Source organism: Nakamurella flavida (assembly GCF_030811475.1).
GTDB classification, from domain to species: Bacteria; Actinomycetota; Actinomycetes; order Mycobacteriales; family Nakamurellaceae; genus Nakamurella; species Nakamurella flavida.
In genome coordinates this window covers 1,799,113-1,823,524 of record NZ_JAUSQV010000001.1, presented here as the reverse complement: position 1 = coordinate 1,823,524, position 24,412 = coordinate 1,799,113, and the positions used below count along the sequence as shown (strand labels likewise).

21 protein-coding genes are annotated in these 24,412 nt (G+C 72.7%); 17 read left to right on the top strand and 4 right to left on the bottom strand.

Annotated features, from left to right (window positions below):
* The first annotated feature begins 94 nt into the window (after nt 1-94).
* A complete protein-coding gene (locus J2S58_RS08205; protein ID WP_205255812.1) occupies nt 95-1,687 on the top strand; it encodes an oligosaccharide flippase family protein in 1,593 nt (530 codons plus the stop codon).
* Between the two features lie 462 nt (nt 1,688-2,149).
* Here the strand turns inward: J2S58_RS08205 and J2S58_RS08200 are convergent, their stop codons facing one another.
* Nucleotides 2,150-3,280, bottom strand: a complete 1,131-nt coding sequence (locus tag J2S58_RS08200) for a glycoside hydrolase family 16 protein (RefSeq protein WP_205255813.1) — start codon at nt 3,278-3,280, stop codon at nt 2,150-2,152.
* An 810-nt stretch (nt 3,281-4,090) separates the two neighbouring features.
* On the opposite strand from J2S58_RS08200, the gene J2S58_RS08195 reads away from it, so the two are divergent.
* Nucleotides 4,091-5,221 carry an adenine nucleotide alpha hydrolase family protein gene (locus J2S58_RS08195; RefSeq protein ID WP_205255814.1) on the top strand — a complete coding sequence of 377 codons (1,131 nt, stop codon included), beginning with the start codon at nt 4,091-4,093 and terminating at the stop codon, nt 5,219-5,221.
* Nucleotides 5,222-5,332: 111 nt separating this feature from the next.
* Here J2S58_RS08195 and J2S58_RS08190 read toward each other — a convergent pair whose 3' ends face one another.
* Entirely contained in the window at nt 5,333-6,955 is a 1,623-nt protein-coding gene (locus J2S58_RS08190; RefSeq protein ID WP_205255815.1) for a glycoside hydrolase family 16 protein, read from the bottom strand.
* A gap of 556 nt (nt 6,956-7,511) precedes the next feature.
* Between J2S58_RS08190 and J2S58_RS08185 the strand changes: the two genes are divergently transcribed.
* From J2S58_RS08185 to J2S58_RS08170, 4 genes are all read left to right on the top strand, one after another.
* Nucleotides 7,512-8,840, top strand: a complete 1,329-nt coding sequence (locus J2S58_RS08185) for a DUF445 domain-containing protein (RefSeq protein WP_205255816.1) — start codon at nt 7,512-7,514, stop codon at nt 8,838-8,840.
* 62 nt (nt 8,841-8,902) lie between these two features.
* Nucleotides 8,903-9,469 carry a nucleoside/nucleotide kinase family protein gene (locus J2S58_RS08180; protein ID WP_205255817.1) on the top strand — a complete coding sequence of 189 codons (567 nt, stop codon included), beginning with the start codon at nt 8,903-8,905 and terminating at the stop codon, nt 9,467-9,469.
* Nucleotides 9,470-9,553: 84 nt separating this feature from the next.
* Complete coding sequence (locus J2S58_RS08175; protein WP_205255818.1) at nt 9,554-10,078, top strand: hypothetical protein; 525 nt, start codon at nt 9,554-9,556, stop codon at nt 10,076-10,078.
* 60 nt (nt 10,079-10,138) lie between these two features.
* On the top strand, nt 10,139-10,447 hold the full coding sequence (locus tag J2S58_RS08170; RefSeq protein WP_205255819.1) for a DUF2516 family protein: 309 nt from the start codon (nt 10,139-10,141) through the stop codon (nt 10,445-10,447).
* A 111-nt stretch (nt 10,448-10,558) separates the two neighbouring features.
* Here the strand turns inward: J2S58_RS08170 and J2S58_RS08165 are convergent, their stop codons facing one another.
* Nucleotides 10,559-11,134 (bottom strand): inorganic diphosphatase, encoded by a 576-nt coding sequence (locus J2S58_RS08165; protein ID WP_205255820.1) that lies wholly within the window; start codon nt 11,132-11,134, stop codon nt 10,559-10,561.
* Between the two features lie 276 nt (nt 11,135-11,410).
* Between J2S58_RS08165 and dacB the strand changes: the two genes are divergently transcribed.
* The 10 genes from dacB (at nt 11,411) to J2S58_RS08115 (ending at nt 21,621) form a co-directional block, all read left to right on the top strand.
* A complete protein-coding gene (gene dacB, locus J2S58_RS08160; protein ID WP_205255821.1) occupies nt 11,411-12,805 on the top strand; it encodes a D-alanyl-D-alanine carboxypeptidase/D-alanyl-D-alanine endopeptidase in 1,395 nt (464 codons plus the stop codon).
* A gap of 69 nt (nt 12,806-12,874) precedes the next feature.
* Nucleotides 12,875-13,927, top strand: a complete 1,053-nt coding sequence (locus J2S58_RS08155) for a zinc-dependent metalloprotease (RefSeq protein ID WP_205255822.1) — start codon at nt 12,875-12,877, stop codon at nt 13,925-13,927.
* Between the two features lie 115 nt (nt 13,928-14,042).
* A complete protein-coding gene (gene tilS, locus J2S58_RS08150) occupies nt 14,043-15,068 on the top strand; it encodes a tRNA lysidine(34) synthetase TilS (protein ID WP_205255823.1) in 1,026 nt (341 codons plus the stop codon).
* Between the two features lie 346 nt (nt 15,069-15,414).
* Nucleotides 15,415-15,942 carry a hypoxanthine phosphoribosyltransferase gene (gene hpt, locus J2S58_RS08145; RefSeq protein ID WP_338093203.1) on the top strand — a complete coding sequence of 176 codons (528 nt, stop codon included), beginning with the start codon at nt 15,415-15,417 and terminating at the stop codon, nt 15,940-15,942.
* Nucleotides 15,943-16,243: 301 nt separating this feature from the next.
* Nucleotides 16,244-18,667, top strand: a complete 2,424-nt coding sequence (ftsH, locus tag J2S58_RS08140; RefSeq protein WP_240188467.1) for an ATP-dependent zinc metalloprotease FtsH — start codon at nt 16,244-16,246, stop codon at nt 18,665-18,667.
* Nucleotides 18,668-18,672: 5 nt separating this feature from the next.
* On the top strand, nt 18,673-19,302 hold the full coding sequence (gene folE / locus J2S58_RS08135) for a GTP cyclohydrolase I FolE (RefSeq protein WP_205255824.1): 630 nt from the start codon (nt 18,673-18,675) through the stop codon (nt 19,300-19,302).
* Nucleotides 19,303-19,382: 80 nt separating this feature from the next.
* Nucleotides 19,383-20,231: a dihydropteroate synthase gene (gene folP, locus J2S58_RS08130; protein WP_205256061.1), complete on the top strand. Its 849-nt coding sequence runs from the start codon at nt 19,383-19,385 to the stop codon at nt 20,229-20,231.
* On the top strand, nt 20,224-20,625 hold the full coding sequence (folB, locus tag J2S58_RS08125) for a dihydroneopterin aldolase (protein ID WP_205255825.1): 402 nt from the start codon (nt 20,224-20,226) through the stop codon (nt 20,623-20,625). Before folP ends, folB begins: the two co-directional genes overlap by 8 nt.
* On the top strand, nt 20,622-21,119 hold the full coding sequence (gene folK, locus J2S58_RS08120) for a 2-amino-4-hydroxy-6-hydroxymethyldihydropteridine diphosphokinase (RefSeq protein WP_205255826.1): 498 nt from the start codon (nt 20,622-20,624) through the stop codon (nt 21,117-21,119). The genes folB and folK overlap by 4 nt, the downstream gene beginning before the upstream one ends.
* A gap of 10 nt (nt 21,120-21,129) precedes the next feature.
* Complete coding sequence (locus J2S58_RS08115) at nt 21,130-21,621, top strand: DUF3180 domain-containing protein (protein ID WP_205255827.1); 492 nt, start codon at nt 21,130-21,132, stop codon at nt 21,619-21,621.
* A 57-nt stretch (nt 21,622-21,678) separates the two neighbouring features.
* Here J2S58_RS08115 and J2S58_RS08110 read toward each other — a convergent pair whose 3' ends face one another.
* Complete coding sequence (locus J2S58_RS08110; RefSeq protein WP_370881864.1) at nt 21,679-22,671, bottom strand: 3-methyladenine DNA glycosylase; 993 nt, start codon at nt 22,669-22,671, stop codon at nt 21,679-21,681.
* Between the two features lie 147 nt (nt 22,672-22,818).
* Between J2S58_RS08110 and lysS the strand changes: the two genes are divergently transcribed.
* Complete coding sequence (gene lysS / locus J2S58_RS08105; protein WP_205256062.1) at nt 22,819-24,288, top strand: lysine--tRNA ligase; 1,470 nt, start codon at nt 22,819-22,821, stop codon at nt 24,286-24,288.
* Nucleotides 24,289-24,412 lie beyond the last annotated feature (124 nt).

The window sequence follows — 24,412 nt, the reverse complement described above, 5'->3', positions numbered from 1 at the left end:
CGGCTCCGCGACGACCGCCTCCGCGACGACACGGGCGGACCGTCCCGTCCTGCCGGGCCAGGCCCGTGGTGAGGCCGACCGCACCGGGTCGCCGATGACCACCCCCGACCCGGGCTCCGCACGGGACCGCGGCGACCTCGACCCGGAGCAGCCCACCCCCGCCCCGACCAGTCAGGAGCCCGGTATCAGCGCGACCGGCGACGCCCCCTCGACATCCGCGGCCCCCACCGCGGCTGCTCCGGACGCCACGAGCGGCCAGCCCCTGCCGGGCGGGCCGACCGCCGCGCCGGCCGCTCCCGGTCTGGGCCGACTGTTCGGCCGCGACCTGCTGTACGTGGTCATCTGGTCGTTCCAGCTACTGAGCTCCGTGCTGATCTCCCCGGTGCTCGCCCGCATCCTCGGCCCGGCCGAGTTCGGTCTCCTGGCCACGGCCATCGCCGTCTACCAGATCCTGATCGTGCTCGCGGTGATCGGGTTCGACCGGGCCATCAGCCTGCAGCGCGCCGAGGACGGTGACGACCACGCCGCCCGCAAGCTGCTGACCGTCGGTGCCCTGCTGTCGGTGGCCGTCGCCGTCCTGGTCGGGCTGACCGGATGGGTCTGGAGCCCGGCCATCGGCTTCGACGGCTACAGCGAACTCGCGTTCGTGGTCGTGCTGTGGACCGCGCCCGGGGCCGTGGTGATGATGGTGCTGGCCATGCTCATGGCCGCCGACCGGATGCCCGCGTTCGCCGCCGTCAGCATCCTGTCCTCCGTCGGCGGGCCGGTGGTCGGCATCGTCCTGCTGCTGGCCGGTGAACGCAACGCCACCACCTACGCCTGGGGCGGGGTCATCTGCCAGGGCGCCGCGATGATCGTCGGCCTGCTGCTGGCCCGCCCCGCCCTGCGCGGGGCGTTCGACAGGGTGCTGCTCGGCCGCGCGCTCCAGGTCGGCATCCCCGTCGCCATCAGCGGGCTGACCCTGTTCGTGCTGAACGCCAGCGACCGCATCGTGATCCAGCGGATGCTCGGATCGGTCGAGGTCGGCCGCTACCAGGTCGCCTACACCGTGGGGTACGTCGTCGTGCTGCTCCTCGGGTCGGTGAGCCAGGCCTGGACCCCGCGGATCGCCGCCGTCCGCGACGAGCAGCAACGGTGGGACCTGATCGGCCGGTCCCGTGACGAGCTCTACCTGCTGCTCGCACCGATGGTGCTCGGGGTGACCCTCGTCGCGCCGATCGGGCTGCGCATCGTCGCCCCCGCCGACTACGACCTCGAGCCGCTGCTGCTCGTCGTCTTCCTGGTCGCGGTGTCCGCCTTCCCGGTCGCCGCCGCCGGGGCCAGTCAGCGCGCGCTGCTCACCGGTCGGCGGACCCGCCCGCTGGCCTGGGCCGGTCTGCTCGCGGCCGCGTCCAACATCGCCCTGAACATCGCCCTGATCCCGTTCTGGGGCATCACCGGTTCCGCCGTCGCCACCGTGCTGGCCTTCGCCCTGCAGGGTCTGCTGCAGCGACTGCTGCTGCCGCGCACCGCCCGGTGGCCGCGGGCGCCGCGCCAGGTGCCCGTACTCATCGGGGTGGCCGTCGTGATCGCGGCCGGGTCGGTGCTGATCCCGCAGACCCTGACCTGGAACCTGGTCCGGGCGGCGGCCGCCCTGGCCTGCGCCCCCTGGTTCCTGCTGCGACTGCGCGCCTCCCGCAAGGCCTGAGTCCCCGCACATCCCGGTGCACCCGGTGCACCCGGTTCACCCGGGACTCCGGGAGCAGCCGGGGTGACCGTGGCCCGGTCCGGCCGGCCGGCACCTGGCTGGGCCCGGAGGTGCTGCGCACCGGGTCGGTCGCTGCCGCCCACGAACGTCCCACCCCCGTCCGCGGTGGGCACGAGGCGGCCCGGGCGCGGGTGGTCGCCCGACGGCATCCCCGGGCAGGCGAACGGACCGGGACGCGATCCGGTCGGCGTTCCCTCCATCCATCCACCTGCCCGGCCGGTCGTCCCGGACCGGTCGTCCCGGACCGGATCGGTCCGGCGGGCGCTCCCCCGGTGCTGCTCCCCGCGCAGGGGCGGGGTGATCCCGGGGATCGGCCCGTACCCGGTGGAGACGCCGAACGGCGGCCGCCCCGCGGGCGGCCGCCGTTCGATGGTGCGTGATCCGCCGGGGCGGACGACAGGGTCAGGCGCCGTTCCAGGCGTAGATCGACACCCAATCGATCAGGACGTGGCCGGCGGTCGAGTCGGCCGGGGTGCCGGCGGACGCGGTCTGCAGGACCCACTGCATGGGCTTGCTCGGCACGCTCTTGGTGGTGGTGCGGTAGGTGACTCCGTCGAGGATGAAGGTGATCCGCGACGGGGTCCACTCCAGGGTGGCCGTGTGCCAGCCGCCGGCGAACGGGACACCGGTCTCGACGATGGCGCAGTTCACCGAGGGATTGCCCAGGCAATGGTTGTAGCCGTGGATCGTCTTGCCGAGGTCACCCTCGGGGAAGTCGATCTCCCCGTCGTTCCAATTGCCGCTGGTCGGCCACAACAGCCAGCCCATGCCGTAGTCGGGGAGCTTGTCGGCCTTGAAGCGGACGCTGTACCGCCCGTAGGTCTGGCCGGTGACCTTTCCGCTGTCGTCCAACAACGGGATGGGGGCGGCGCCCTGCGGCATTCCGTTCTTGCTGTGCAGGCGCATGTCCAGGTATCCGTCGTGGACGGAGATGATGTCCTGGTTGTACCAGCCGTTCTTGTGGGTGTCGGGAAACCCGTCGTAGCTCTTCCAGTTGGCCGCGTACACGCCGGGGAACCGGCCCTCGGCCTGATCGGTCCGGAAGTCCTCGGTGAAGATCTGCCGCCAGCCGGACAGGTTGCCCACCGGCATGCTCGACCCGCCGGCGGACACGGCCGGGGCGGGGGAAGCGCTGCCGCCGCCCACGGTGAAGCTCTCGCGGGATCCGGCCTGGTACCAGGCACCCTCGTCCAGGACGCAGGCCCAGTAGGTGTAGGTGCCGGACGGCAGATCGCCGGAGACGGTCAGGGTCCTGCCGTCGGAGTTCAGCCAGGTGCGCCCCCACTTGGGAAAGTCCTCGTTGCCCCCGTTGGCATCTCGGACACAGATGCCCACCTGGCGCACGAGGGCGGCGGCGTCGGACGCCACCTTCACGGAGGCGGTGACCGACGTGCCGTCCACCGAGGCGGTCAGGCCCGACGCGGAGAACGAGACGTCGGCCGAGGCCGGGGTGGCGCCGGTGACGGCGAGGCCGGCCGTCATCAGGGCGACCAGGGGCAGGGCCCAGGTTCGCGATTTCCGCGGGGTCTTCATCGGCATTCCTCTTCGGCTGCGGGGTCATCGGCACCCCCGGCCGTCACGGGCGGGGGTGCAGGTGTCGACGGGTCGTGCGGGTGATCCGGTGGAGCAGGGCAGGCCGGCGTTCCCGGCATTCCGGGAAACACGAAGACCGCGGGTGCGCTGACCGTGGGCACGGCGAACGCTGGGATGTTTCTCACGGCGCGAGCCGTCGATGACCGGGTGCGCGTCCGGGGAAGCAGTGGATCAAACAATTCCTCGAATGGCGGCCCGATGATCTCGAGATCATCACGATGAACTCGGGGGAAGACTAACAGCGGCTTACGCCCGACGATCCGGTCCGCCATTTTGTCACCCGTTCGCCACGATGCTGAGCAAGGCAAAGGAATTTGGCGACGGTGACGGTCGTCCGGACGGCGATACTCCCTCCGGGTTCTTCTCCCCGCACGACGACCCGTTCGCCGACCATCACGCCTGTCGATCCCGGCAGATGGGGCCATTCGCCTTCGATGCGTGGGCATGGAGTCACCCGGTGTGCCGGACGGACGTGACGCAGGTTACGTATCCCGACCCGGTCCGCAGGCAACCCGCCGGCGACCCGTGACGGACTTTCCCGGCGGTGGGTGCGTTCGGGAATGACCGGGGAGGAGCGGGGGGAGGACCGGCGTGGTCCACCGGCACCCCACGATCGGACCCGGCCGACCGGTGGGTGGTCCGCCCGACCCGGTGGTCCGCCGGTCCCGGGGCGGCACCGGCCGTCCGGCGGGTGATGGGGCGGACGGTGACCGGCTAGGGCCCGGGCCGCACCGCTGGTACTTTCCGCAGGTGGCTTCCGGCGGCATGACGATGACCGTGGTCGACCACACGGGGCGATCGGTGGTGGCCGAGCTCAGATCGGGCACCCGTCGCATCGGTCGGATCTCCATCACGGCCAACGTGGACCTGGACACCGAGACCACGCCCTGGCTCGCCGCGGCCCTGCCGTTGGCCATGTACTCCGACGTCCCCCTCCACCTGAACGGTCCGGTCGACGGAACCCTGCTCCGGTCGGCCCCGGCGATCACCCGGTTCCTGTCCAACTGGCACCCGGGCCTGCACGAGGTGCCGGTGACGGCGGACAGCATGCCGGAGCCACGCCCGCCGGCGAAGGGGGTCGGCTGCTTCTTCAGCGGTGGCGTCGACTCCTTCTACAGCGTGCTGGCCCGCCGGTCGGAGATCACCCACCTGGTGTTCGTGCACGGCTTCGACATCGACATCGACGAGCACGAGGTGGCCGACCGCGCGCTGCGGGCCAACCGGGAGATCGCCGAGCAACTCGGCATCCAGCTCGTCGAACTGACCACCGACATCCGGCGCATCTCCGACCGGTACACCGACTGGGGGGTCGAGTACCACGGCGCGGCCCTGGCCCTGGTCGGCCTTCTGCTCGCGCCGATCCTGGGCGAGATCCTCATCCCGGCCAGCTGGAACGTCGACGACCTGCGTCCCTGGGGCTCGCATCCCATCCTGGACCCGCTGTGGAGCAGCGAGTCGGTGCGGTTCGTGCACCACGGGGCCGACGTCCGTCGGCCGCGCAAGGTCGCGCTGATCGCCCAGAACCCGGTGGCCATGGACCACCTCCGGGTGTGCTGGCAGAACCGGGACGGCTCGTACAACTGCGGGCGGTGCGAGAAGTGCGTCCGGACCATCCTCAACTTCCGTGCCGTGGGCGCGCAGGGGGCCTGCCACACCCTGCCCGCCGAGGTCAGCACCGCCTTCCTGCAGCGGATGCGCTTCGACCGCAACTCCCAGACCCACGCGCGGGAGAACCTGAACGAGATGCGCTGTCTGCCCGAGCCCGATCGCGAGCTGGAGGCGGCGTTGGTCAAGGCCATCCGCCGGGGTGAGATCTACGGGCCGATCGGCACCGTGCGCACCCGGGCCCGGAAGATGCTGGTCCGCATCGCCCGCCGCTGATCGCGGCCCCCGACCAGCGCCGCGCCCGCCCCGGACAGCACGATGCCGGCGACCCGGGCGGGTCGCCGGCAGGTGCCGGCCGGGCGGTGGGGGGACCGTCCGCCAGGTCTGTCAGCCGTTCCAGCGTTCGACGGTCACCCAGTCGATCAACAGGTGGCCCTTGGTGCCCTTCGCCGGACCGTCGCCCATGGTGCCGGTCTGCAGGACCCACTGCATGGCCTTGGTCGGCACGCTCTTGGTGACGGTCTGCAGGACCTTGCCGTCCAGGATGTAGTTGATCCGGCCGGGCATCCACTCGATGGTGGCGGTGTGCCATCCGCTCCAGCCGACGCCGGTCTCCAGGTAGGAGCAGTTCTTCTGGGGGTTGCCCACGCAGTGGGTGTAGGCCCAGATGCCGCCGTCGAAGGCACCCTCGGGGAAGTCGATCTCGCCGTCGGCCCAGGTGCCGCTGGACGGCCAGAGCAGTCCGGCCATGCCGTAGCCGGGCATGTTGTCGGCCTTGAACCGCATCGTGTAGCGACCGTAGACCTGGCCGGTGACCTTGCCGCTGTCGTCGAGCAGCGGGATCGGCGCGGCGCCCTTGGGGCGGCCGTCGGCACCGGTGCCCAGGTTCACGTCGAGCGCGCCGTCGTGCACCGAGATGATGCCCTGGTCGTAGTCACCCTTCTGCGAGGTGTCCGGGAAGCCGTGGTAGCTCCGCCACTTCGCTCCGTACACCCCGGGGAAGTGCCCCTTGTCCTGGGCGGTGGCGAAGTCCTCGGAGAAGACCCGCGTCCAGCCACCGGGCGCGTCGGCGGGCATGTCCTCGCCACCGGCGGTGGCCCGGCCGCCGTCCGCGGCCCGGACGGTGAAGGTCTTCTTCTCGCCGATGTTGTACCAACCGCCGTTCACCATCGCGCAGCCCCAGTAGGTGTAGGTGCCGGGGACGTAGGACTTGGTCTTGGTGAAGGTCCGGCCGCCGGTGCCCAGGGTGACCCCCGCGTCCTTGACGAAGTCCTGGTTGACACCTGCGGCGTTCTTCACGCAGATGCCGGCCTGACCGGCCGTCACCGACCGGGTCGCGGCGATGGTGACCTTCGCGGTGACCGAGGAGCCGTTCACGGACGCGTCGAGATCCCTGGTGCTGTAGGACACGTGGGCGGTGGAGGTGGTCGCCCCGGCCTTGATGGTGAAGGCCTTGGCCTGACCGACGTTGTACCAGCCGCCGTTCACCTTGGCGCAGCCCCAGTAGGTGTAGGTACCCGGCTGGAAGGTCTGCGTCTTGAGGATGGTCCGGCCGGTGATCGGCAGGTTGCCACCCTGGTCCTTGGGGAAGTCCCGGTTGCCGGACGCGGAATCCCGGACGCAGATCCCGATCTCGCTGACGTCGACGGTGCGGGATGCCTTCAGGGTGACCGATGCGGTGACCGTGGAACCGTTCACCGCGGCGACCAGGCCGGAGCCCGTGTAGCTGACGTGGGGCTGGGCGGCGACCTTCTCGACCTCCGCCGCGCTGAGCGTGTCGTCCCGGGACGTGCTGGACAGCTCGATCGACGGGCCGGCTGCGGCGGCATCGGCGGCAGCGGCCTCCGCACCGTCGGCGTCGGTGTCGGCGGGCGCGGCGGACAGCGCCGGCAGAACCGGTGTGGGCGAGGGCATCTGGGCGCTGGCCAGGGTCGAGCCGGACAGCGCCAGGACGGCGACACCGAGGATCACGCCGGCACCGCGGGCGGAGAACGAGCGCAACACAGACATGGGAGGTCCTTCAGGAGAGGGAGCGGCGGGGCTGCGCGGCCACCGGGGCCCGGACAACACCGATTCATGCGACCCGCCAACGGGTCGGGAGTACGCGGACGCAGTGCGTCCGGGTATGCGTGGACGCTGGGCGTCCGTCGGGTCCGCGGCCCGGCGACGGCCGGGCGGCGGCGAAACCCGTTGCGCCACAGGCACCGATGGTGTGCGACGACGGGGACAGGTCGATCGGCGAGCGATCCCTGCTGGAGCGGCCTGCGGATGTCTCCGCTGCTGCGCTCTGAGGAGAGATTAACAAAGCGGTGGTGCGCTGGGAACGCCGTCGGGGGGAGTCCACTCCGACGGGCACCCCGTCCACCCGGGCGCGGTCCGGCCACTGCACGCGGTGGCCCGCCGGTGACCCGGCCGTGCGCCCCGGGGGCCCGTCCCCCCGAACGGGACCGACCCCGACATCGCTCACCGTGACGGCCGCGAGCACCACCGCGGGACGTCGCGCCGGCCGGGCCGGTCCGGCCGGCCGCCGTGTCCCGCCGTCGGCGGTTGCCAGCAGAATGACCCCATGAGCACCCCCGCCGCGGACCCGACCGCGCCCCGTCCGGAGGCGTCCCGGCCGTCCCGCGCCCGTTCCCGGGTCACCGATCTGAGCCCGGCCGACCAGGAGCGACGCCGCCGGCTGAACGTCATGAAGGCGGTGGCCACCGGGGCCCTGGTCTTCATGGCGGTGCTGTTCGTCGTCGCCTACCTGCTGCAGGACCGCCACCCGTGGCTCGGGTACGTCCGGGCCATGGCCGAGGCCGGCATGGTCGGCGCGCTGGCCGACTGGTTCGCCGTGACGGCGCTCTTCCGCCGACCGATGGGGTTGCCCATCCCGCACACGGCGATCATCCCGAACCGCAAGGACGCCATCGGCTCCTCGTTGTCGGAGTTCGTGGCCACCAACTTCCTGTCCGAGGACGTGGTGCGGGCCAAGCTCGCGGACTTCTCCGTGGCCCGCCGGGCGGGGGCGTTCCTGTCCCGGCGCGAGACCGCGGAACGGGTCACCGCCGAGATGGCCAGCGCGGTCCGCGGGCTGACCACGGTGCTGCGGGACGACCAGGTCGCCCAGCTCTTCGAGTCCATCGCGCTGCGCAAGATCGCCGACACCAAGGTCGGTCCGCCGCTCGGGCGCATCGCCGGGGAGGTCTTCGCACGCGGGGACCACCACGCCCTCGTCGACTTCGTCGTCGACCGGCTGCACGCCTGGATCCGGGACAACTACACGACGGTGTCCCGCGTGGTGTCCGAACGTTCCCCGTCGTGGTCGCCGCGCTTCCTGGACTCGATGGTCTCCGACCGGCTCTACCGGGAGGTGGAGGCCTTCGCCCTGGCCGTGAAGACCGACCCGCAGCACCAGATGCGCCTGGCCCTGGACACCTTCCTCGCCGAGTTCGCCCAGGACCTGCAGGACGACCCGGCGACCATCGAGCGCGCCGAGAACATCAAGGATCGCATCCTGAGCAACGAGCAGGTCCGTTCGCTCGCCGCCAGCGCCTGGTCGTCGGTCAAGTCGGCCCTGATCGAGGCGGCCGAGGACCCGGACTCCACCCTCCGGCGGTCGGTGACGACCTCCCTGCAGGAGTTCGGGGTCCGGCTGACCGAGGACGCCGAGCTGGGCGCCAAGGTGGACGCCTGGGTGGCGGACGCGGCCGGTTACCTGGCCCGGCACCACGCCCGGGGGATCACCGGGATCATCGACGAGACCATCTCCCGTTGGGACGGTCAGGCCACCAGTCGCAAGATCGAGCTGCAGGTCGGCCGGGATCTGCAGTTCATCCGCATCAACGGCACCGTCGTCGGCGCCCTGGCCGGACTGGCCATCTACACCTTCGCCCAGCTGGTGCTGTCCTGACCGCTGCGCGCCGGTTCCGCCCGGTCGACCCCGCGGGGCTGGTCGAGGTGCTCGCCGACCGGGTGGCCGGACACCCGGACCGTTTGCGCGTCGGCATCGACGGACTCGCCGAGGCCGGGGCCGGGGAGCTGGCCGACCGGCTCGCCGAGGTGCTGCGCACCCGGGGGCGGGGTGTGGTGCGGGTCGACACCTCCTGGTGGTGGCGGTCGGCGGCGCTGCGCCTGGAGTACGGGCGGCAGGACGTCGACATGCTGCTGGACGGCTGGGTGGACGCCGGGGCCCTGCGCCGGGAGGTGCTGGACCCGCTGGGCCCCGGCGGGTCGGGGGAGCACCTGACCCGGTTGCGGGACCCGGCGGCCGACCGGTCGGTGCGGGAGAGTCGTCGGCCGTCCCCGGCGGGCACGGTGCTGGTGCTCGACGGCCCGTTCCTGCTGACCGGGGCACTGCCGCTGGACCTCACCGTGCATCTCGCCGTGTCGCCGGGCCGGGTCCGCCGGATCCTGCCGCCGGACCGCGACTGGTGGGCCGAGGCCGTCGAGCGGTACGCCCGGACCGGCCCGGCCGACCGGGCCGATCTGGTGGTGTCCTACGACCATCCCGGAGCCCCGGCGGTGGCGGGGACGCCCTGAGACTCCGGACCCACCGGCCGGTACCGTCGGCTCCGACCCGGACCGGCCGTGCGGCTCGATCCGGTCGGACCGGAAGGAGAACCCATGTCGGTGCTGGGCGATCTGCGCACGGCGTCCACCGACGCGGTGACCCGGCTGGCGGTCCGGTTCTCCGATCTGCCGCGCCCGGTGCTGGCCGTCATCGGCGCGGGGGACTTCATCGCCGAGCAGATGCAGGAGCTGCGCGAGGCCGCAGCCTCCGTCGTGGACGGCCCCGCCCCGGCGCCGGCGGGCGACCCCCGGGCCGACGCCGGATCCCGCGTTCCGCACGGGGACGACGGGACGCCGGGGGCGGATCCCGTCGAGCGGGCCCGGCAGGCAGCGGCGGACCTGGCCGCACAGATCCCGGACCGGGTCGGGCGGATCGCGGCAGAGTTCCCCGAGCGGGTCGCCGACCTCGGTGCCCTCGCGGGCCAGTTCGCCCCGGATGCGTTGCGGGACACCGCGGAGGCCTACGGACACCTGGCCGGGACGGTGTACAGCGCGCTGGCGGTCCGGGGGCGGCGCACCTGGTCCCGGGCGCGGGCCGGCGGCGGCCCCGGATCGGTGGTCGACGGCGTCGCGTCCTGATCCCCGTCCCCGATCCGGACGCGGCCCGGCGTCGCGCGGTGCAGGCCGTACGCTGGGGGAGTGGAACTCGTCATACCGGTGATCATCGCGATCGAATGGGTGCTGGCCATCGGCGGGGCGCTGCTGGGGGTCTTCGCGGTCGTCGACGCGTTGAGTCGTCGCCCGGACGCCTACGCGGCCGCGGACAAGCAGACCAAGGGCACCTGGACGGGGATCACCGTGGCTGCGGCCGTGGTGCTGGGTCTGGGTATCCCCGGGCTCTTCCCGCCCCAGTCGCTGCTGTGGCTGGCCGGCCTCGTCGGTTCCCTGGTCTATCTGCTCGACGTCCGCCCGCGACTCCGCGAGGTGCAGAGCGGTGGACGCTGGTAGTCCCGTCGACCCGTCGGGGCCACCGTCCCGCGACGACCTGAGCCCCGCAACGACCGAAGGCCCCCGCTGAGCGGGGGCCTTCGTCGTGTGTCCGGGGCTATCGGGTGTCGCTCAGTCGGTGACGTCGCGACCCGGGCTGGGCGCCTCGACGGCGTTGCCGTGACCGGTCGGCTCGCTGTGGCCCTTCTGGGCGGCCTCGGCGGCGAGGCGCTTCTTCTCGCGGTCGAAGGAGATGCGGATCTCGGTCTCCGCGTCACCGCGGCCGACCCAGTTCGCGCCCTCGACGCTCTTGCCGGGCTCCAGGTCCTTGTAGACCTCGAAGAAGTGCTGGATCTCGAGCCGGTCGAAGATCGGCAGGTCGCCGATGTCCTGCAGGTGCTCCTGGCGCGGGTCGTTGGCCGACACGCACAGCACCTTGTCGTCCGGACCCTGCTCGTCGGTCATCCGGAACATCCCGATGGCCCGGGCCGAGATGAGGCAACCGGGGAAGGTCGGCTCGGTGAGCAGGACGAGGGCGTCCAGCGGGTCACCGTCCTGGCCGAGGGTGTCGTCGATGAACCCGTAGTCGGCCGGGTACTGCGTCGAGGTGAAGAGCGTCCGGTCGAGCCGGATCCGCCCCGAATGGTGATCCACCTCGTACTTGTTGCGGCTCCCCTTCGGGATCTCGATGGTCACGTCGAAGTCCACAGGTGTCGCCTTCCACTTCGGGCGGTGTGTACCCCGCGCCCAGTCGTCGCGTCCGAGGGCAGAACGGGGCCACCGCCTCGTCGGCGGCGACGCCCGGAGCACGAGTGGACGCGGCGCGGCCCCACTAGACCGCCCGGGCAGAGCCTAGTCTGAGGGCGCCGCGCCGGTCCTGCCCGGTCGCTGTGACGTTCGCGGCCGCCCGGCTCCCGGGGGGCCGTCGGCACGAGTCCCCGGCCGTCGTGGCCGGTGACCGGCCTGATCGATCGGGAGGTTCGGGTGTCGGTGGTGGCGTCCAAGCGGCGGACCGTGGTGATCTCGGTGATCGTGGCCGCCGTGCTGCTGATCGCCGCGGTGACCACGGTGCTGCTGCTGAACGGATCCGGCGGGTCCGACTCGACCGCCTCCTCCACCACCACGGTGGCGGAGGTGCCGGACCCACCGGTGAACGCGCCCGCCGCGCGCATCGTGCCCATCACCGGTTCGGACGCGGTCCCGACCGAGGCGGGCGTGGCCGCCCAGTTGGCCGGCCCGCTGAGCAACCCGGAGCTGAAGCAGTTCACCGGCATCGTCGTGGACGCCGCCACCGGGCAGACCTTGTGGAACACCGACGCGGCGACGCCCCAGCTGCCGGCGTCCACGGCGAAGCTGCTGACCGGCGCCGCCCTGTTGACCTCGCTGGATCCGGACAGTCGGTTCACCACCCGCGTGGTGCAGGGTGACCAGGCCGGCGACGTCATCCTCATCGGCGGCGGGGACGTCACCCTGTCGGCCCGGGCCGAGGGCGCGGCCACCGTCACGCCGGGGGCGGCCTCGATGGCCGACCTGGCCGAGCAGGTCAAGGCCACCGGCGTGCCGGTGCAACGCATCGTGCTGGACACCTCCTACTGGTCGGGACCGGCGCTGGCCGACGGATGGCTCACCGAGGACATCGGCAAGGGGTACCTGACCCGGATGTCACCGCTCATGGTCGACGGCGACCGCATCGACCCGGCCACCGAGAACTCCCGCCGGACCGGCGATCCGGCTGTCACCGCGGGGAAGGCCTTCGCCACCTTCCTGGGGCTGCCGGACGTCCCGCTCGTGCCCGGGACCGCCCCGGAGGGAACCGCGGTGCTCGGCGAGGTGCAGTCGCAGCCGATGTCGGTCCTGCTCGCCCAGGCGCTGGAGAACTCGGACAACATCCTGGCCGAGGCCCTGGCCCGGCAGGTCGCCATCGCCCGCGGGGCACCGCCCAGCTTCGCCGGCGCGTCCGCGGCGACCCTCGAGGCGCTCGGGGCCCTGGGGATCGACACCATCGGGGTCGAGTTGTCGGACGGTTCCGGGCTGTCCACGTCCGATCGCGTTCCGCCGGCGGTCATGGCCCAGGTGGTGACCCTGGCGGTGAACGGTCAGGTCCCGGCCCTGCGCAGCATGCTCACCGGACTGCCCATCGCCGGCGCCACCGGGAGCCTGAAGGACCGGTACCTGCGGCCGGAGAGCAATGCCGCCGCCGGGTGGGTCCGGGCCAAGACGGGCTCGCTCGACGTCACCTACGCCCTGGCCGGTTACGTGCCCGATGTCGACGGCCGGATCCTGGTCTTCTCGTTCAACTCCAACGGGGTGAGCGGCGACGCAGCGCGGTGGGCGCAGGATGCGGTCGCCGCCGCCCTCCGGGGATGCGGCTGCCGCTGACGCCGGCCACCGACCCGTCCGGTGCGGAGCACCGGGGGCTTGTCGGGGCGCTGCTCTACCGTGGGCGCCATGCCAGCTGACGCGATCGACTGGGCCGCCGCCGTGCGTGCCGGGCACCGGGTGGCACCGACCGGCCCGGCGGTCGGCCCGGCCGAGGCCGCGGCCGTCGTCCGCGATCTGCGGGAGTTCTCCGCGCGGGCCGAGCTGGCCGTCCGGGTCACCACCCGGCTCGGGGCCGAGCTGCCCGTGCAGGACGCCGAGGTGGTGGACCGGCGCGGCTGGATCACGGCCACGGCGCAGGGCATGGAGCTGCTGACCGAACCCCTCTCGGCCAAGATGTCCGCCGCGCTGGCCAAGGCCGGCGGCAAGGGGGGCCGACGGGCGCCGTCCGCGGCGGGCAGTCAGATCGGTGCGGTGCTCGGCTTCCTCTCCGGCAAGGTGCTCGGCCAGTACGACCCGCTCGGTGGCGACCCGGACGATCCCGGTCGGCTGCTGCTGGTCGCCCCGAACATCGTCAAGGTCGAGCGGGAGCTCGAGGTCGACCCGACCGACTTCCGGTTGTGGGTGTGTCTGCACGAGAGCACCCACCGCCTGCAGTTCACCGCCGTGCCCTGGCTGCGTGATCACTTCCGCGCGCAGGTGGCCGCGTTCGCCGACGCCACCGAGACCGATCTGCCGGACCTGCTCAAACGGATCCTCGAGGGCGTGACCGCGCGGCGGCGTTCGTCCGCCGATCCGCGGTCGTGGGTGGAGACCATCCAGACGCCGGCCCAGCGCGCGGTTTTCGACGACCTGATGGGCCTGATGAGCCTGCTCGAGGGGCACGCGGACTTCGTCATGGACGCGGTGGGCCCGGATGTCGTCCCGTCCGTGGAGAAGATCCGGGCGGCGTTCACCGTCCGCCGCCGCAAGGGTCAGGGCCCCTTCGACCGCATCCTGCGCTCGCTGCTCGGCATGGACATGAAGACGGCCCAGTACGTCAGGGGCGCCGCCTTCGTCGGCGCCGTGGTCGACCGGGTCGGCATGGACGGGTTCAACACCGTCTGGACCTCCCCGCAGACCCTGCCCACCCGGGCGGAGATCACCGACCCGGACGCCTGGGTCACCCGCGTCCTGGGCTGAGCATGCGACCCCCGTCCGCACCGCGCGGGTCCGTGCCGCCGGAGTTCGCACCGGCGGGATCAGCACCGGCGAGGCCGGCACCGCCGACATCCGCACCGACACCGCCGATCGCGGCATGACACCGGTCGATCACCCGTCCGGGGTGGACCGGGCCGTCCGGAGGTGGCTCGACGCCACCCTGGGCCCCGACGATCCGGTGTGCGTGGCCTGCTCCGGCGGAGCCGATTCCCTCGCGCTGGCTCTGGCCGTCCGCGCCGTCGCCGGCCGTCGCCCGACGAGCGCCGTGACCGTCGACCACGGTCTGCAGGACGGTTCGGCCGACCGGGCCCGAACGACCGCCACCGTGCTGCGCGACATGGGGTATTCCGCCGTGGACGTCCGCACCGTGCGGGTGGACGGGCCCGGGGGGCCGGAGGCCGCGGCGCGCCGGGCCCGGTACGCCGCCCTGGCCGAGAGCGTCCGGCCGGCCGGACCGGCGGCGGCCGTGCTCCTCGCGCACACCGCCGATGACCAGGCCGAGACGGTCCTGCTCGGTCTCGCCCGGGGTTCGGGACCCCGTTCGCTGGCCGGGATGCGGGCCTGGCGGCCGCCGTGGGGCCGTCCCCTGCTCGGGGTCCGTCGGGCGGACACCGAGCGCCGGTGCGCCGAGGCCGGGCTCACGCCCTGGCAGGACCCGCACAACCTCGACCCCGCGTACACCCGGGTGCGGGTGCGCCGCGAGGTCATGCCGCTGCTGGACGAGGTGCTGGGCGGAGGGGTCGTCGCGGCCCTGGCCCGGACGGCCGAGCTGACCGCACAGGACACCGATGCACTCGACGAGCTGGCCCGGGCCCGCCTGTCGGCGCACGCGGATCCCGCGGCGGGGGCGTCGACGGGGGACGGGCCGGTCGGCGGCGCGGTGACGATCGGGTGCGACCGGCTGGTCGGGGAGCCCACCGCCGTCCGTCGCCGGATGCTCCGGGCCTGGCTCGCCGACGCCGGTGCCGGGCCGCTGACCCACGAACACCTGACCCGGGTCGACGCGCTCACCCGGCCCGGCCCGGCCGGCAGTGCCGTCCGCGTGCCGCCGGGACTCGACGTGACCAGGCGGGCCGGGCGGCTCGTCCTGACGCCGGTCGTGACGGGCCACCGACCGGGGTGATCGTGGCCGACGCGCGGTACCCGGCGATCCGGCCCTGCCGGGTGGGTGACACTCTGGGAGCGCGACCGGACGCGAGCCTGGCCCGGAACGGACCGGAACGTGATCGGTGGCATCCTGCTCGGCTGGCCCGAGCCCCCCGACCCCTGCGGAGCTCATCGTGACCAGCAAGTCCCCGGAGTCGTCGCCCGCATCCGCCCTGCCCGAGTCGGCCGCCGGCGCCGCCGCCCGCGATCGGTCCGCAGGCGCAGGTCAGGCCCTGACCACGGCGGTCTCCGCACCGGCCGAGCGTCGGGCCCCCGGATCGGACGCGACGGATTCCGGTGCGCCCCACGGGTATGCCGACGAGCTGTCCGCCGTCCTCATCGACGGCGCGACCCTGCAGGCGAAGATCGCCGAGCTGGCCGCCGCGGTGGCCGCCGACCACCACCTGGACACCCCGCCGCTGCTGGTCTGCGTCCTCAAGGGGGCGGTGATGTTCGTCACCGATTTCGCCCGGGCGCTGCCCATCCCGGCCGAGCTGGAGTTCATGGCGGTCACCTCGTACGGCTCGGCGACCTCGTCCTCGGGGGTGGTGCGGATCCTGAAGGACCTGGACCGCGACATCACCGGCCGCCGCGTGATCATCGTCGAGGACATCATCGACTCCGGTCTCACGCTCTCGTGGCTGCTGAAGAATCTCGCCACTCGCGGGCCGGCGGCCATCGACGTGGTCGCCCTGCTCCGGAAGCCCGAGGCGGTCAAGGTCGACATCGAGGTCGACTACGTCGGCTTCGACATCCCCAACGAGTTCGTCGTCGGCTACGGGCTCGACTACGACGAGCGCTACCGCGACCTGCCGTTCGTCGGCCTGCTCGGGGAGCACATGTACCGCTGATACCGGGATCGGGCCCACGAGTCCGACGGGCCTGCCCGTGGCCCGGTCACCGGGCGTGTTCGGGCCGCGCCAGGCTGTCGAAGGTTCCCCGTTCTCCCCGCAGCGAACGCCCCGGTCCGCCACAGGCTGCGCGGTAGGCTGAGCCGATCGGCCGCGCTCGGGCGCCGCTCCTTGACGTCACTTCCAATCACCGGCAGTGACGCCAAGGCGGGGTACGCGCCGGCACCGCCGCCCGTTCTGCCCGCGAGGGCGCCCGGTGATGTCAGGGAGGGTCGAGGCCGCCTCAGCGGCCGCACGCCACATGGATCGTAAGCGCCTGCTCCGCTCGCCACTGGTCTGGATCGGACTGGTGCTCGTCGTCTATCTGACGTTCTCCTTCCTCTCGGACGAGACACGCGGATACGCCCAGCAGCCCACCTCGGTGGCCCTGGCCCAGATCCAGTCGGGGAACGTCGCCGAGGCGCTGATCGACGACAAGGAGCAGCGGCTCCGCCTGACGTTGAACACCCCGCTCGACGGCGCGACCAAGATCTACACGCAGTACCCCTACGGCGCGGGCGACCAGATCTTCTCCGACGTCCAGGCGGCCAAGGACGCCGGACGCATCGGGGGCAACTTCGACACCACGGTGACGAGCGAGTCCACGCTGTTCTCGCTGCTCATCTACCTGATCCCGGTCGGGCTGATCATCCTGTTCCTGCTCTGGATGATGAACAACGCCCAGGGTGGCGGCAACAAGGTGATGTCGTTCGGCAAGTCCAAGGCCAAGCTGCTCACCAAGGACATGCCGCAGACGAAGTTCACCGATGTCGCCGGGGCCGACGAGGCCGTCGAGGAGCTCGACGAGATCCGGGACTTCCTGCAGAACCCCGGCCGCTACCAGGCCCTCGGTGCCAAGATCCCCAAGGGCGTGCTGCTGTACGGGCCCCCCGGAACCGGCAAGACGCTGCTCGCGCGGGCCGTCGCCGGTGAGGCCGGCGTGCCGTTCTACACGATCTCCGGGTCCGACTTCGTCGAGATGTTCGTCGGCGTCGGCGCCTCCCGTGTCCGTGACCTGTTCGAGCAGGCCAAGCAGAACGCCCCGGCGATCATCTTCGTCGACGAGATCGACGCCGTCGGCCGGCACCGTGGCGCCGGCATGGGCGGTGGCCACGACGAGCGGGAGCAGACGCTGAACCAGCTCCTGGTGGAGATGGACGGCTTCGAGGCCAAGGGCGGCATCATCCTCATCGCCGCCACCAACCGCCCGGACATCCTGGACCCGGCACTGCTGCGGCCCGGCCGGTTCGACCGGCAGATCCCCGTCGGTTCGCCCGATCTGCGCGGCCGGCAGGCCGTGCTGGCCGTGCACGCCAAGGGCAAGCCCTTCGCGGCCGACGTCGACTTCCTGGCCCTGGCCAAGCGGACCGTCGGCATGTCCGGCGCCGACCTGGCCAACGTCATCAACGAGGCGGCGCTGCTGACCGCCCGCGAACACGGCACGATCATCACCGACAAGGCGCTCGAGGAGTCCGTCGACCGCGTGGTCGGCGGGCCCGCCCGCAAGGGCAAGCTCATCTCCGAGAAGGAGAAGAAGATCACCGCTTACCACGAGGGCGGACACGCCCTCGCGGCCTGGGCGATGCCCGATCTGGAGCCGGTCTACAAGGTCACGATCATGCCGCGCGGTCGCACGGGCGGGCATGCGCTGGTCGTCCCCGAGGACGACAAGGGCCTGATGACGCGCTCGGAGATGATCGCCCGCCTGGTCATGGCCATGGGCGGTCGGGCCGCGGAGGAGCTGGTCTTCGCCGAGCCCACCACCGGGGCCTCGTCCGACATCGCCCAGGCCACCAAGATCGCCCGCGCGATGGTCACCGAGTACGGCATGTCCGCGCGCCTGGGTGCGGTGAAGTACGGCTCCGGCGACGACGAACCGTTCCTGGGTCGCACCTACGGTCACTCGCCGGACTACTCGATCGAGGTGGGCAGCGAGATCGACGGCGAGGTCCGTGCGCTCATCGAGGCCGCGCACACCGAGGCCTGGGCCGTGCTGAACCACTACCGGGACGTGCTCGACGAGCTGGCCTTCGCGCTCCTGGAGAAGGAGACGCTGGAGCGCCGCGATCTCGAGGTCATCTTCAGCGGGATCGCCAAGCGCCCGCGCATCACCACCTTCGACCAGTTCGGCACCCGGCTGCCGTCGGACCGCCCGCCCATCAAGACCCCGGGCGAGCTGGCCATCGAGCGCGGCGAGCCGTGGCCGCCGCCCGTGCCGGAGAAGGTGCGACCGAACGTCGAGCTGCCGCCCACCGGTGTGCAGCCGGTCCCGGTCGGCGCCGGTCAGTCCCAGCAGTACGGCGAGTGGCCGGTCCCCGGCACCACGCCGGGGCCCGGCTCGAACTGGACGGGTGGCGTGCTGCCCGGCCCGCTCGCGCCGATGCCCGGGTGGGAACAGCCGCAGGATCCGGGGAACGGGGCCGGTCAGCCGACCGCCCCCCAGTACGGCGGTCCGAACGGATACCCGCCCGCTCCCGGGGCGTCGGGATGGAACGGCGCCGGCCAGAACGGGGCCGGCCAGAACGGTCGTCCCCAGTACGGCGATCCCCAGAACGGTGGCGGCCACAACGGTGGCTCGGGTACGAACGGCCACGGCAGCACTCCGACGGGTCGGACGGGTCCTGGCCCGGACGGCGAGCCGCCGCTCGATCCGTGGGCGCCGCCGCCGAGCGGCCCCCGGCGGTGAGCCCGATGGTCTCCGCGCACGCCGTGGGGGTCGACTCCCCCCACGGCCCGGTCGGAGACCCCGTGTCGGGCGTGGACCTGGTCCGCGCCCGGGCCGCCGTCCGTGAACTGCTGCTGGCCATCGGCGAGGACCCCGACCGGGACGGTCTGCTGGCCACCCCGGACCGGGTGGCCCGGGCGTACGTCGAGCAGTTCTCCGGCCTCTCCCAGAACCCCGACGACGTGCTGGACACGACGTTCGACGAGAACCACGCCGAGATGGTGCTGGTCCGCGACATCGAGCTGTTCTCCACCTGCGAACACCACCTGTTGCCGTTCTTCGGCAAGGCCAACGTCGGCTACATCCCCGGGCGCGACGGCCGGGTGACCGGGCTGTCCAAGCTGGCCCGGCTCGTCGACGGGTACGCCCGCCGACCGCAGGTCCAGGAACGGTTGACCACGCAGATCGCCGATGCCCTGGTCCGCCGGCTGCACCCGGTCGGCGTCATCGTGGTGATCGAGGCCGAGCATCTCTGCATGGGCATGCGGGGCATCCGCAAGCCCGGCGCGGTGACGGTCACCTCGGCCGTCCGGGGTGCGTTCAAGACCGAGGCGCGCACGCGGGCCGAGGCGATGAGCCTGATCACGGGCCGCTGACCGTGTCCGTCCGTCCCGCGCGTTCCGGGCGCCCCGACGGCCCCGTGCCCGGCCTGCCCCACCCCGATCGCTGCCTGGTCATGGCCGTGGTGAACGTGACCGCCGACTCGTTCTCCGACGGCGGCCGTTTCCTGGACACCGACCGGGCGGTGGCGCGCGGCCGGCAGCTGCACGCCCAGGGTGCGGACATCGTCGACGTCGGCGGGGAGTCGACCCGCCCCGGCGCGCACCGGGTACCGGCCGACCAGGAACGCGAGCGGGTCCTCCCGGTCATCCGCGAGCTCACGGCCCAGGGCGTGCCGTGCAGTGTCGACACCACCCGTGCCGAGATCGCCCGCGCCGCGGTCGCCGCCGGGGCGGTGCTCGTCAACGACGTCTCCGGCGGTCTCGCCGACCCGGCGATGATCCCCGCCGTGGCCGAGCTCGAGGTGCCCTGCGTGCTGATGCACTGGCGCGGCCACAGCGCGGACATGCAGAGCCGGGCCCACTACGACGACGTCGTCGCCGAGGTACGCGCCGAGTTGCTGGGCCGGGTCGGCGTGGCGCTGGCCGCCGGGGTCCGCGAGGACCGCATCGTGCTCGATCCCGGATTGGGGTTCGCCAAGACCGGGCGGCACAACTGGGCCCTGCTCGCCGCGCTGGCCGAGCTCGCCGGGCCGGTGGACACCGGCGGGATGGGCCTTCCGCTGCTGGTGGGCGCCTCCCGCAAGCGCTTCCTGGGTGATCTGCTCGCCGTGGACGGTGAGCCGCGCCCGGCGGCGGGGCGGGAGGCCGCGACCACGGCCGTCTCGGCCCTCGCCGCCGCGGCCGGCGCCTGGGGCGTGCGTGTCCACGAGGTCGGCGACAGTCTGGACGCCGTCCGGGTGGTCGACGCCGTCGACCGGGCGCGGCCGGTCCCGGCAGTCCGGGTGGGTGGAGCTCATGGCTGATCGGATCGCCCTCACCGGCCTGCGGGTCTTCGGTCGTCACGGGGTGTTCGAGCACGAGCGCCGCGACGGGCAGGAGTTCGTCGTCGACGTGACCCTGTGGTTCGACGCTTCGGCGGCGGCCGCGTCCGACGACGTCACCGACACCATCCACTACGGCGAGATCGCCCAGCTCGCCGCGGATGTCGTGGCCGGACCGCCGGCGAACCTGATCGAGGTGGTGGGGGCCCGGATCGCCGACGCGATCATGGACGGGTATCCGGTGCACGCCGTCGAGGTCACCGTGCACAAGCCCGCCGCACCGATCCCGCTCACCTTCGACGACGTCGCGGTGACCGTCCGCCGGTCGACGCGCGGCGGCCGCACCGGAGCGGCCACCGGGCCGGGGCCCGGATGAGCCGCGCGGTGCTGTCCCTGGGCTCCAACCTCGGCGATCGTGCGGCGCACCTGCGGACGGCCGTCGCCGCTCTGGGGCCGGCCGTGCTCGCTGTGTCCCATCTGTACCGGACGCCGCCGTGGGGCCCGGTCCCGCAGCCGGACTACCTCAACCTGGCGCTGGTCGCCCGGGACGACGACCTCGGTCCGGCCGGATGGCTGGCCCGCTGCCGTGAGCTCGAGGCGGCCGCCGGGCGGGATCGATCGGTCCGGTGGGGGCCGCGGACCCTGGACGCCGATGTGGTGACCGTGCGGATGGGCGACCTCGACGTGGTCGACGACGATCCCGAGCTGACCCTGCCCCACCCGCGGGCCGCCGCGCGTGCGTTCGTGCTGGTGCCGTGGGCGGAGATCGACCCGGACGCCGAGCTGCCCGGACACGGCCCGGTGGCGGCCCTGCTGGCCGGGCTGGACACCAGCGACGTGGAGCGGATCGGCAGCGTCCATGGGGGGTGACCCGGGGGTGATGTTCACCCGAGGCCGCGATCTGGTCGCCGTCGTTCTGGTCGCCGCCGTGGTCGGGTTCCTGCTCGTGCTGGCGGGTTACTCGAGCCTGCCGCCGTTACCCCGCCTGGCCGGCCTCGTCCCCGCCCTGCTCGGGGTGGGGGAGGCCGTCGTCGGGCACGGCTTCCGCGCCCGCATCCAGGACTCCGCCGATCGTCGGCCCGACGGCACGCCGATCGGTGCCCCCGGTCCGTCACGGCGGCCGGTGCCGCCGTTGACCGCCGCCCGCGCCCTGATGGCGGCCAAGGCCACCTCGCTGGCCGGGTCGGCGCTGCTCGGTCTGTGGGTCGGGCTGCTCGCCTACGTGTGGCCCCGCTCGGCCCAGGTGCTCGCGGCCGCGGCCGACACCCCCAGCGCCCTGATCGGGGTGGCCGGCGCTCTGGTCATGGTGGGCGGCGGGCTGTACCTGGAGCACTGCCTGCGCGCTCCGGACGCCGGCCGCTCCGGCCGCTGACACTTCCCCGGCAGGTCGACCCCGGTCCGGACCGCCGACGCCGGCTCCCCCCGGGTGTCAGTTGCCCGGTACCGGCGGCGTGGCCGCCCGCAGTTCCGCCACCACCGCGCGCAGGCGCTCGCGCAGCGGCCGGGCCCGGACGGTCATCGCCCGCTGCTCGGCGGCGTACCGGGAACGGCCCTGAGCGGTCTCGATCGGGACCGGGGAGTACCCCAGGGCGGTCAGGTCGTACGGGGAGGCCCGCATGTCCAGCTCGCGGATGTCCCGAGCCAGGACGAAGCAGTCCACGACCAGCTCCGCCGGCACGGCCGGGGCGAGCTTGTAGGCCCACTTGTACAGATCCATCCCCACGTGCAGGCAGCCGGGCTGGTCGTCGTGCACGGCACCCTCGCGCGTCAGGGCGCCGGCGTTGCGGGGTCGGGCCTCGGGGGTGAAGAAGCGGAACGCGTCGAAGTGCGTGCACCGGACCCCCGCCTCCTCGACCACGGCGTCCGTGCCGGCCGCACCGAGGCGCAGCGGGTACTGCGCGTGCCGCCGACCGCCCATGCCGCCGGATGTCGCCGTGGTCGGGCCGGCCGGGCTGCCCGGCGCCTCGTCCCCGCCGGCCCCGTCCCGGTAGACCATCGCCCACTCGTGCAGGCCGAAGCAGCCGAACACCGGGGTGGCCGAGGCGGTGGCGGCCAGGTAGCGGTGCAGGAAGGCCAGCAGGGGCGCCCGGCGCTCGGCGAACCCCGCGGCGTCCAGGACGACCCCGGACGGCCGGTCCGTGCCGGGCACGACCAGGGCCCAGGGTTGCCCGACGCGTTCATCCGCGTCCTGGAGCACCACGCCGACGCCGGGGAACCATCGCCGCAGGTGCCCGGGGCGCTGGGAGTAGTAGGTGAAGAGGAAGTCCTCCACCGGGTGCGCCCGGCCGCGGGCGGCCCGTTCCCGGTGCCCGGCGAGCAGGTCGTCGACCCGTGTCCGGTGCTGCTGTTCCTTCTCGAGCCACTCGGCGCGGGTGAGCGTCACGGACCCGGCGTGCCCGGCCGGGTCGGCGGCGGGGTCCACGAGCGAGGGGGTGAGGGGCGGACGGGGCACCGGAGCAGTATCGCCCGGCCAGTAGGCTGATCTTCCGTGAACTCCGACCCGCGCCCTGCCGATCCGGTCCTGCCCGATCCCGGCTCCCAGACCCTCGACGAGGACCTGCCCGAGCAGATGCGGGTGCGACGCGAGAAGCGCCGGCGGTTGGTGGAACAGGGGATCGAGCCCTATCCCGTCGGCGTGGCCCGGACCACCACCCTGGCCCGACTGCGCGCCGATCATCCCGATCTGCCGCCGGACACCGACACCGGTGAGATCGTCGGCGTCACCGGTCGTGTGTTGTTCCAACGGAACTCCGGGAAATTGTGTTTCGCGACCCTGCGCGAGGGCGGTGCCGGGGAGACCGGCACCGAACTGCAGGTGATGATCTCGCTGGCCGCCGTGGGGGCCGATTCCCTCGCCGCGTTCAAGGCCGACGTGGATCTCGGTGACCACCTGTTCGTGCACGGCACCGTCATCACCTCCCGGCGCGGCGAACTGTCGGTGATGGCGGATTCCTGGGCCATCACGGCCAAGGCGTTGCGACCGCTCCCGGTGGCGCACAGGGCTTTGTCCGAGGAGAGCCGCGTCCGCCAGCGCTACGTCGACCTGATCGTGCGCCCGCAGGCGCGCCGCACGGTCCAGACCCGCGCCGCGGTGAACCGTTCCATCCGGACGACCCTGTACGACCGCGGTTTCCTCGAGGTGGAGACGCCGATGCTGCAGGTGCTGCACGGTGGCGCCGCCGCCCGCCCGTTCTCCACGCACATGAACGCGATGGACATGGACCTGTTCCTGCGTATCGCGCCGGAGCTCTACCTCAAGCGGGCCCTGGTCGGCGGGATCGACAAGGTGTTCGAGCTCAACCGCAATTTCCGGAACGAGGGCGCCGACTCCTCGCACTCGCCGGAGTTCGTCATGCTGGAGGCCTACGAGGCGTACAGCGACTACGACGGGATCGCGGCGCTGACCCGGGATCTGGTGCAGCAGGCCACGATCGCCACGTTCGGGTCGACGGTGGCCGTGCACGCCGACGGCAGCGAGTTCGACCTGGGCGGGGAATGGCAGTCCGTCACCCTCTACGGCGCCATCTCCACCGCATTGGGTGAAGAGGTGACCGTGGGCACATCGATGCGTGAGCTCGAGCGACATGCAGCGCGCATCGGGGTCGAGGTCGCCCCGCATTTCGGGCCGGGCAAGCTCGCCGAGGAACTGTTCGACGAACTGGTGGCGCGGACGTTGCAGGCGCCGACCTTCGTGCGTGATTTCCCGGCCGAGACGGCTCCGTTGACGCGCGGGCACCGCGACGATCCGCGGTTGGCCGAGAAATGGGATCTGTACATCCGCGGTTACGAGACGGCGACCGGTTACTCCGAACTCGTCGACCCGGTCGTGCAGCGGCAGCGTTTCGTCGACCAGGCCCGGTTCGCCGGTCTCGGTGACGACGAGGCGATGGTGCTCGACGAGGACTTCCTGCGTGCCATGGAGTACGGCATGCCGCCGGCCGGTGGCATGGGCATGGGACTGGACCGTTTGCTGATGGCGCTGACCGGGTTGGGAATCCGGGAGACCATCCTGTTTCCGTTCATCAAGCCCGCGGAGTGAAACTCCGGCGACCGCCGGGACAACGGCGGTCGCCGACGGTCCGCGTCGTCACGGGAAGATCGGTTGCCCGCCCCGACGGTGGTCTTCGACACGTTTTCCCGCCGTTCCCCGGGAAGGGCGGCAA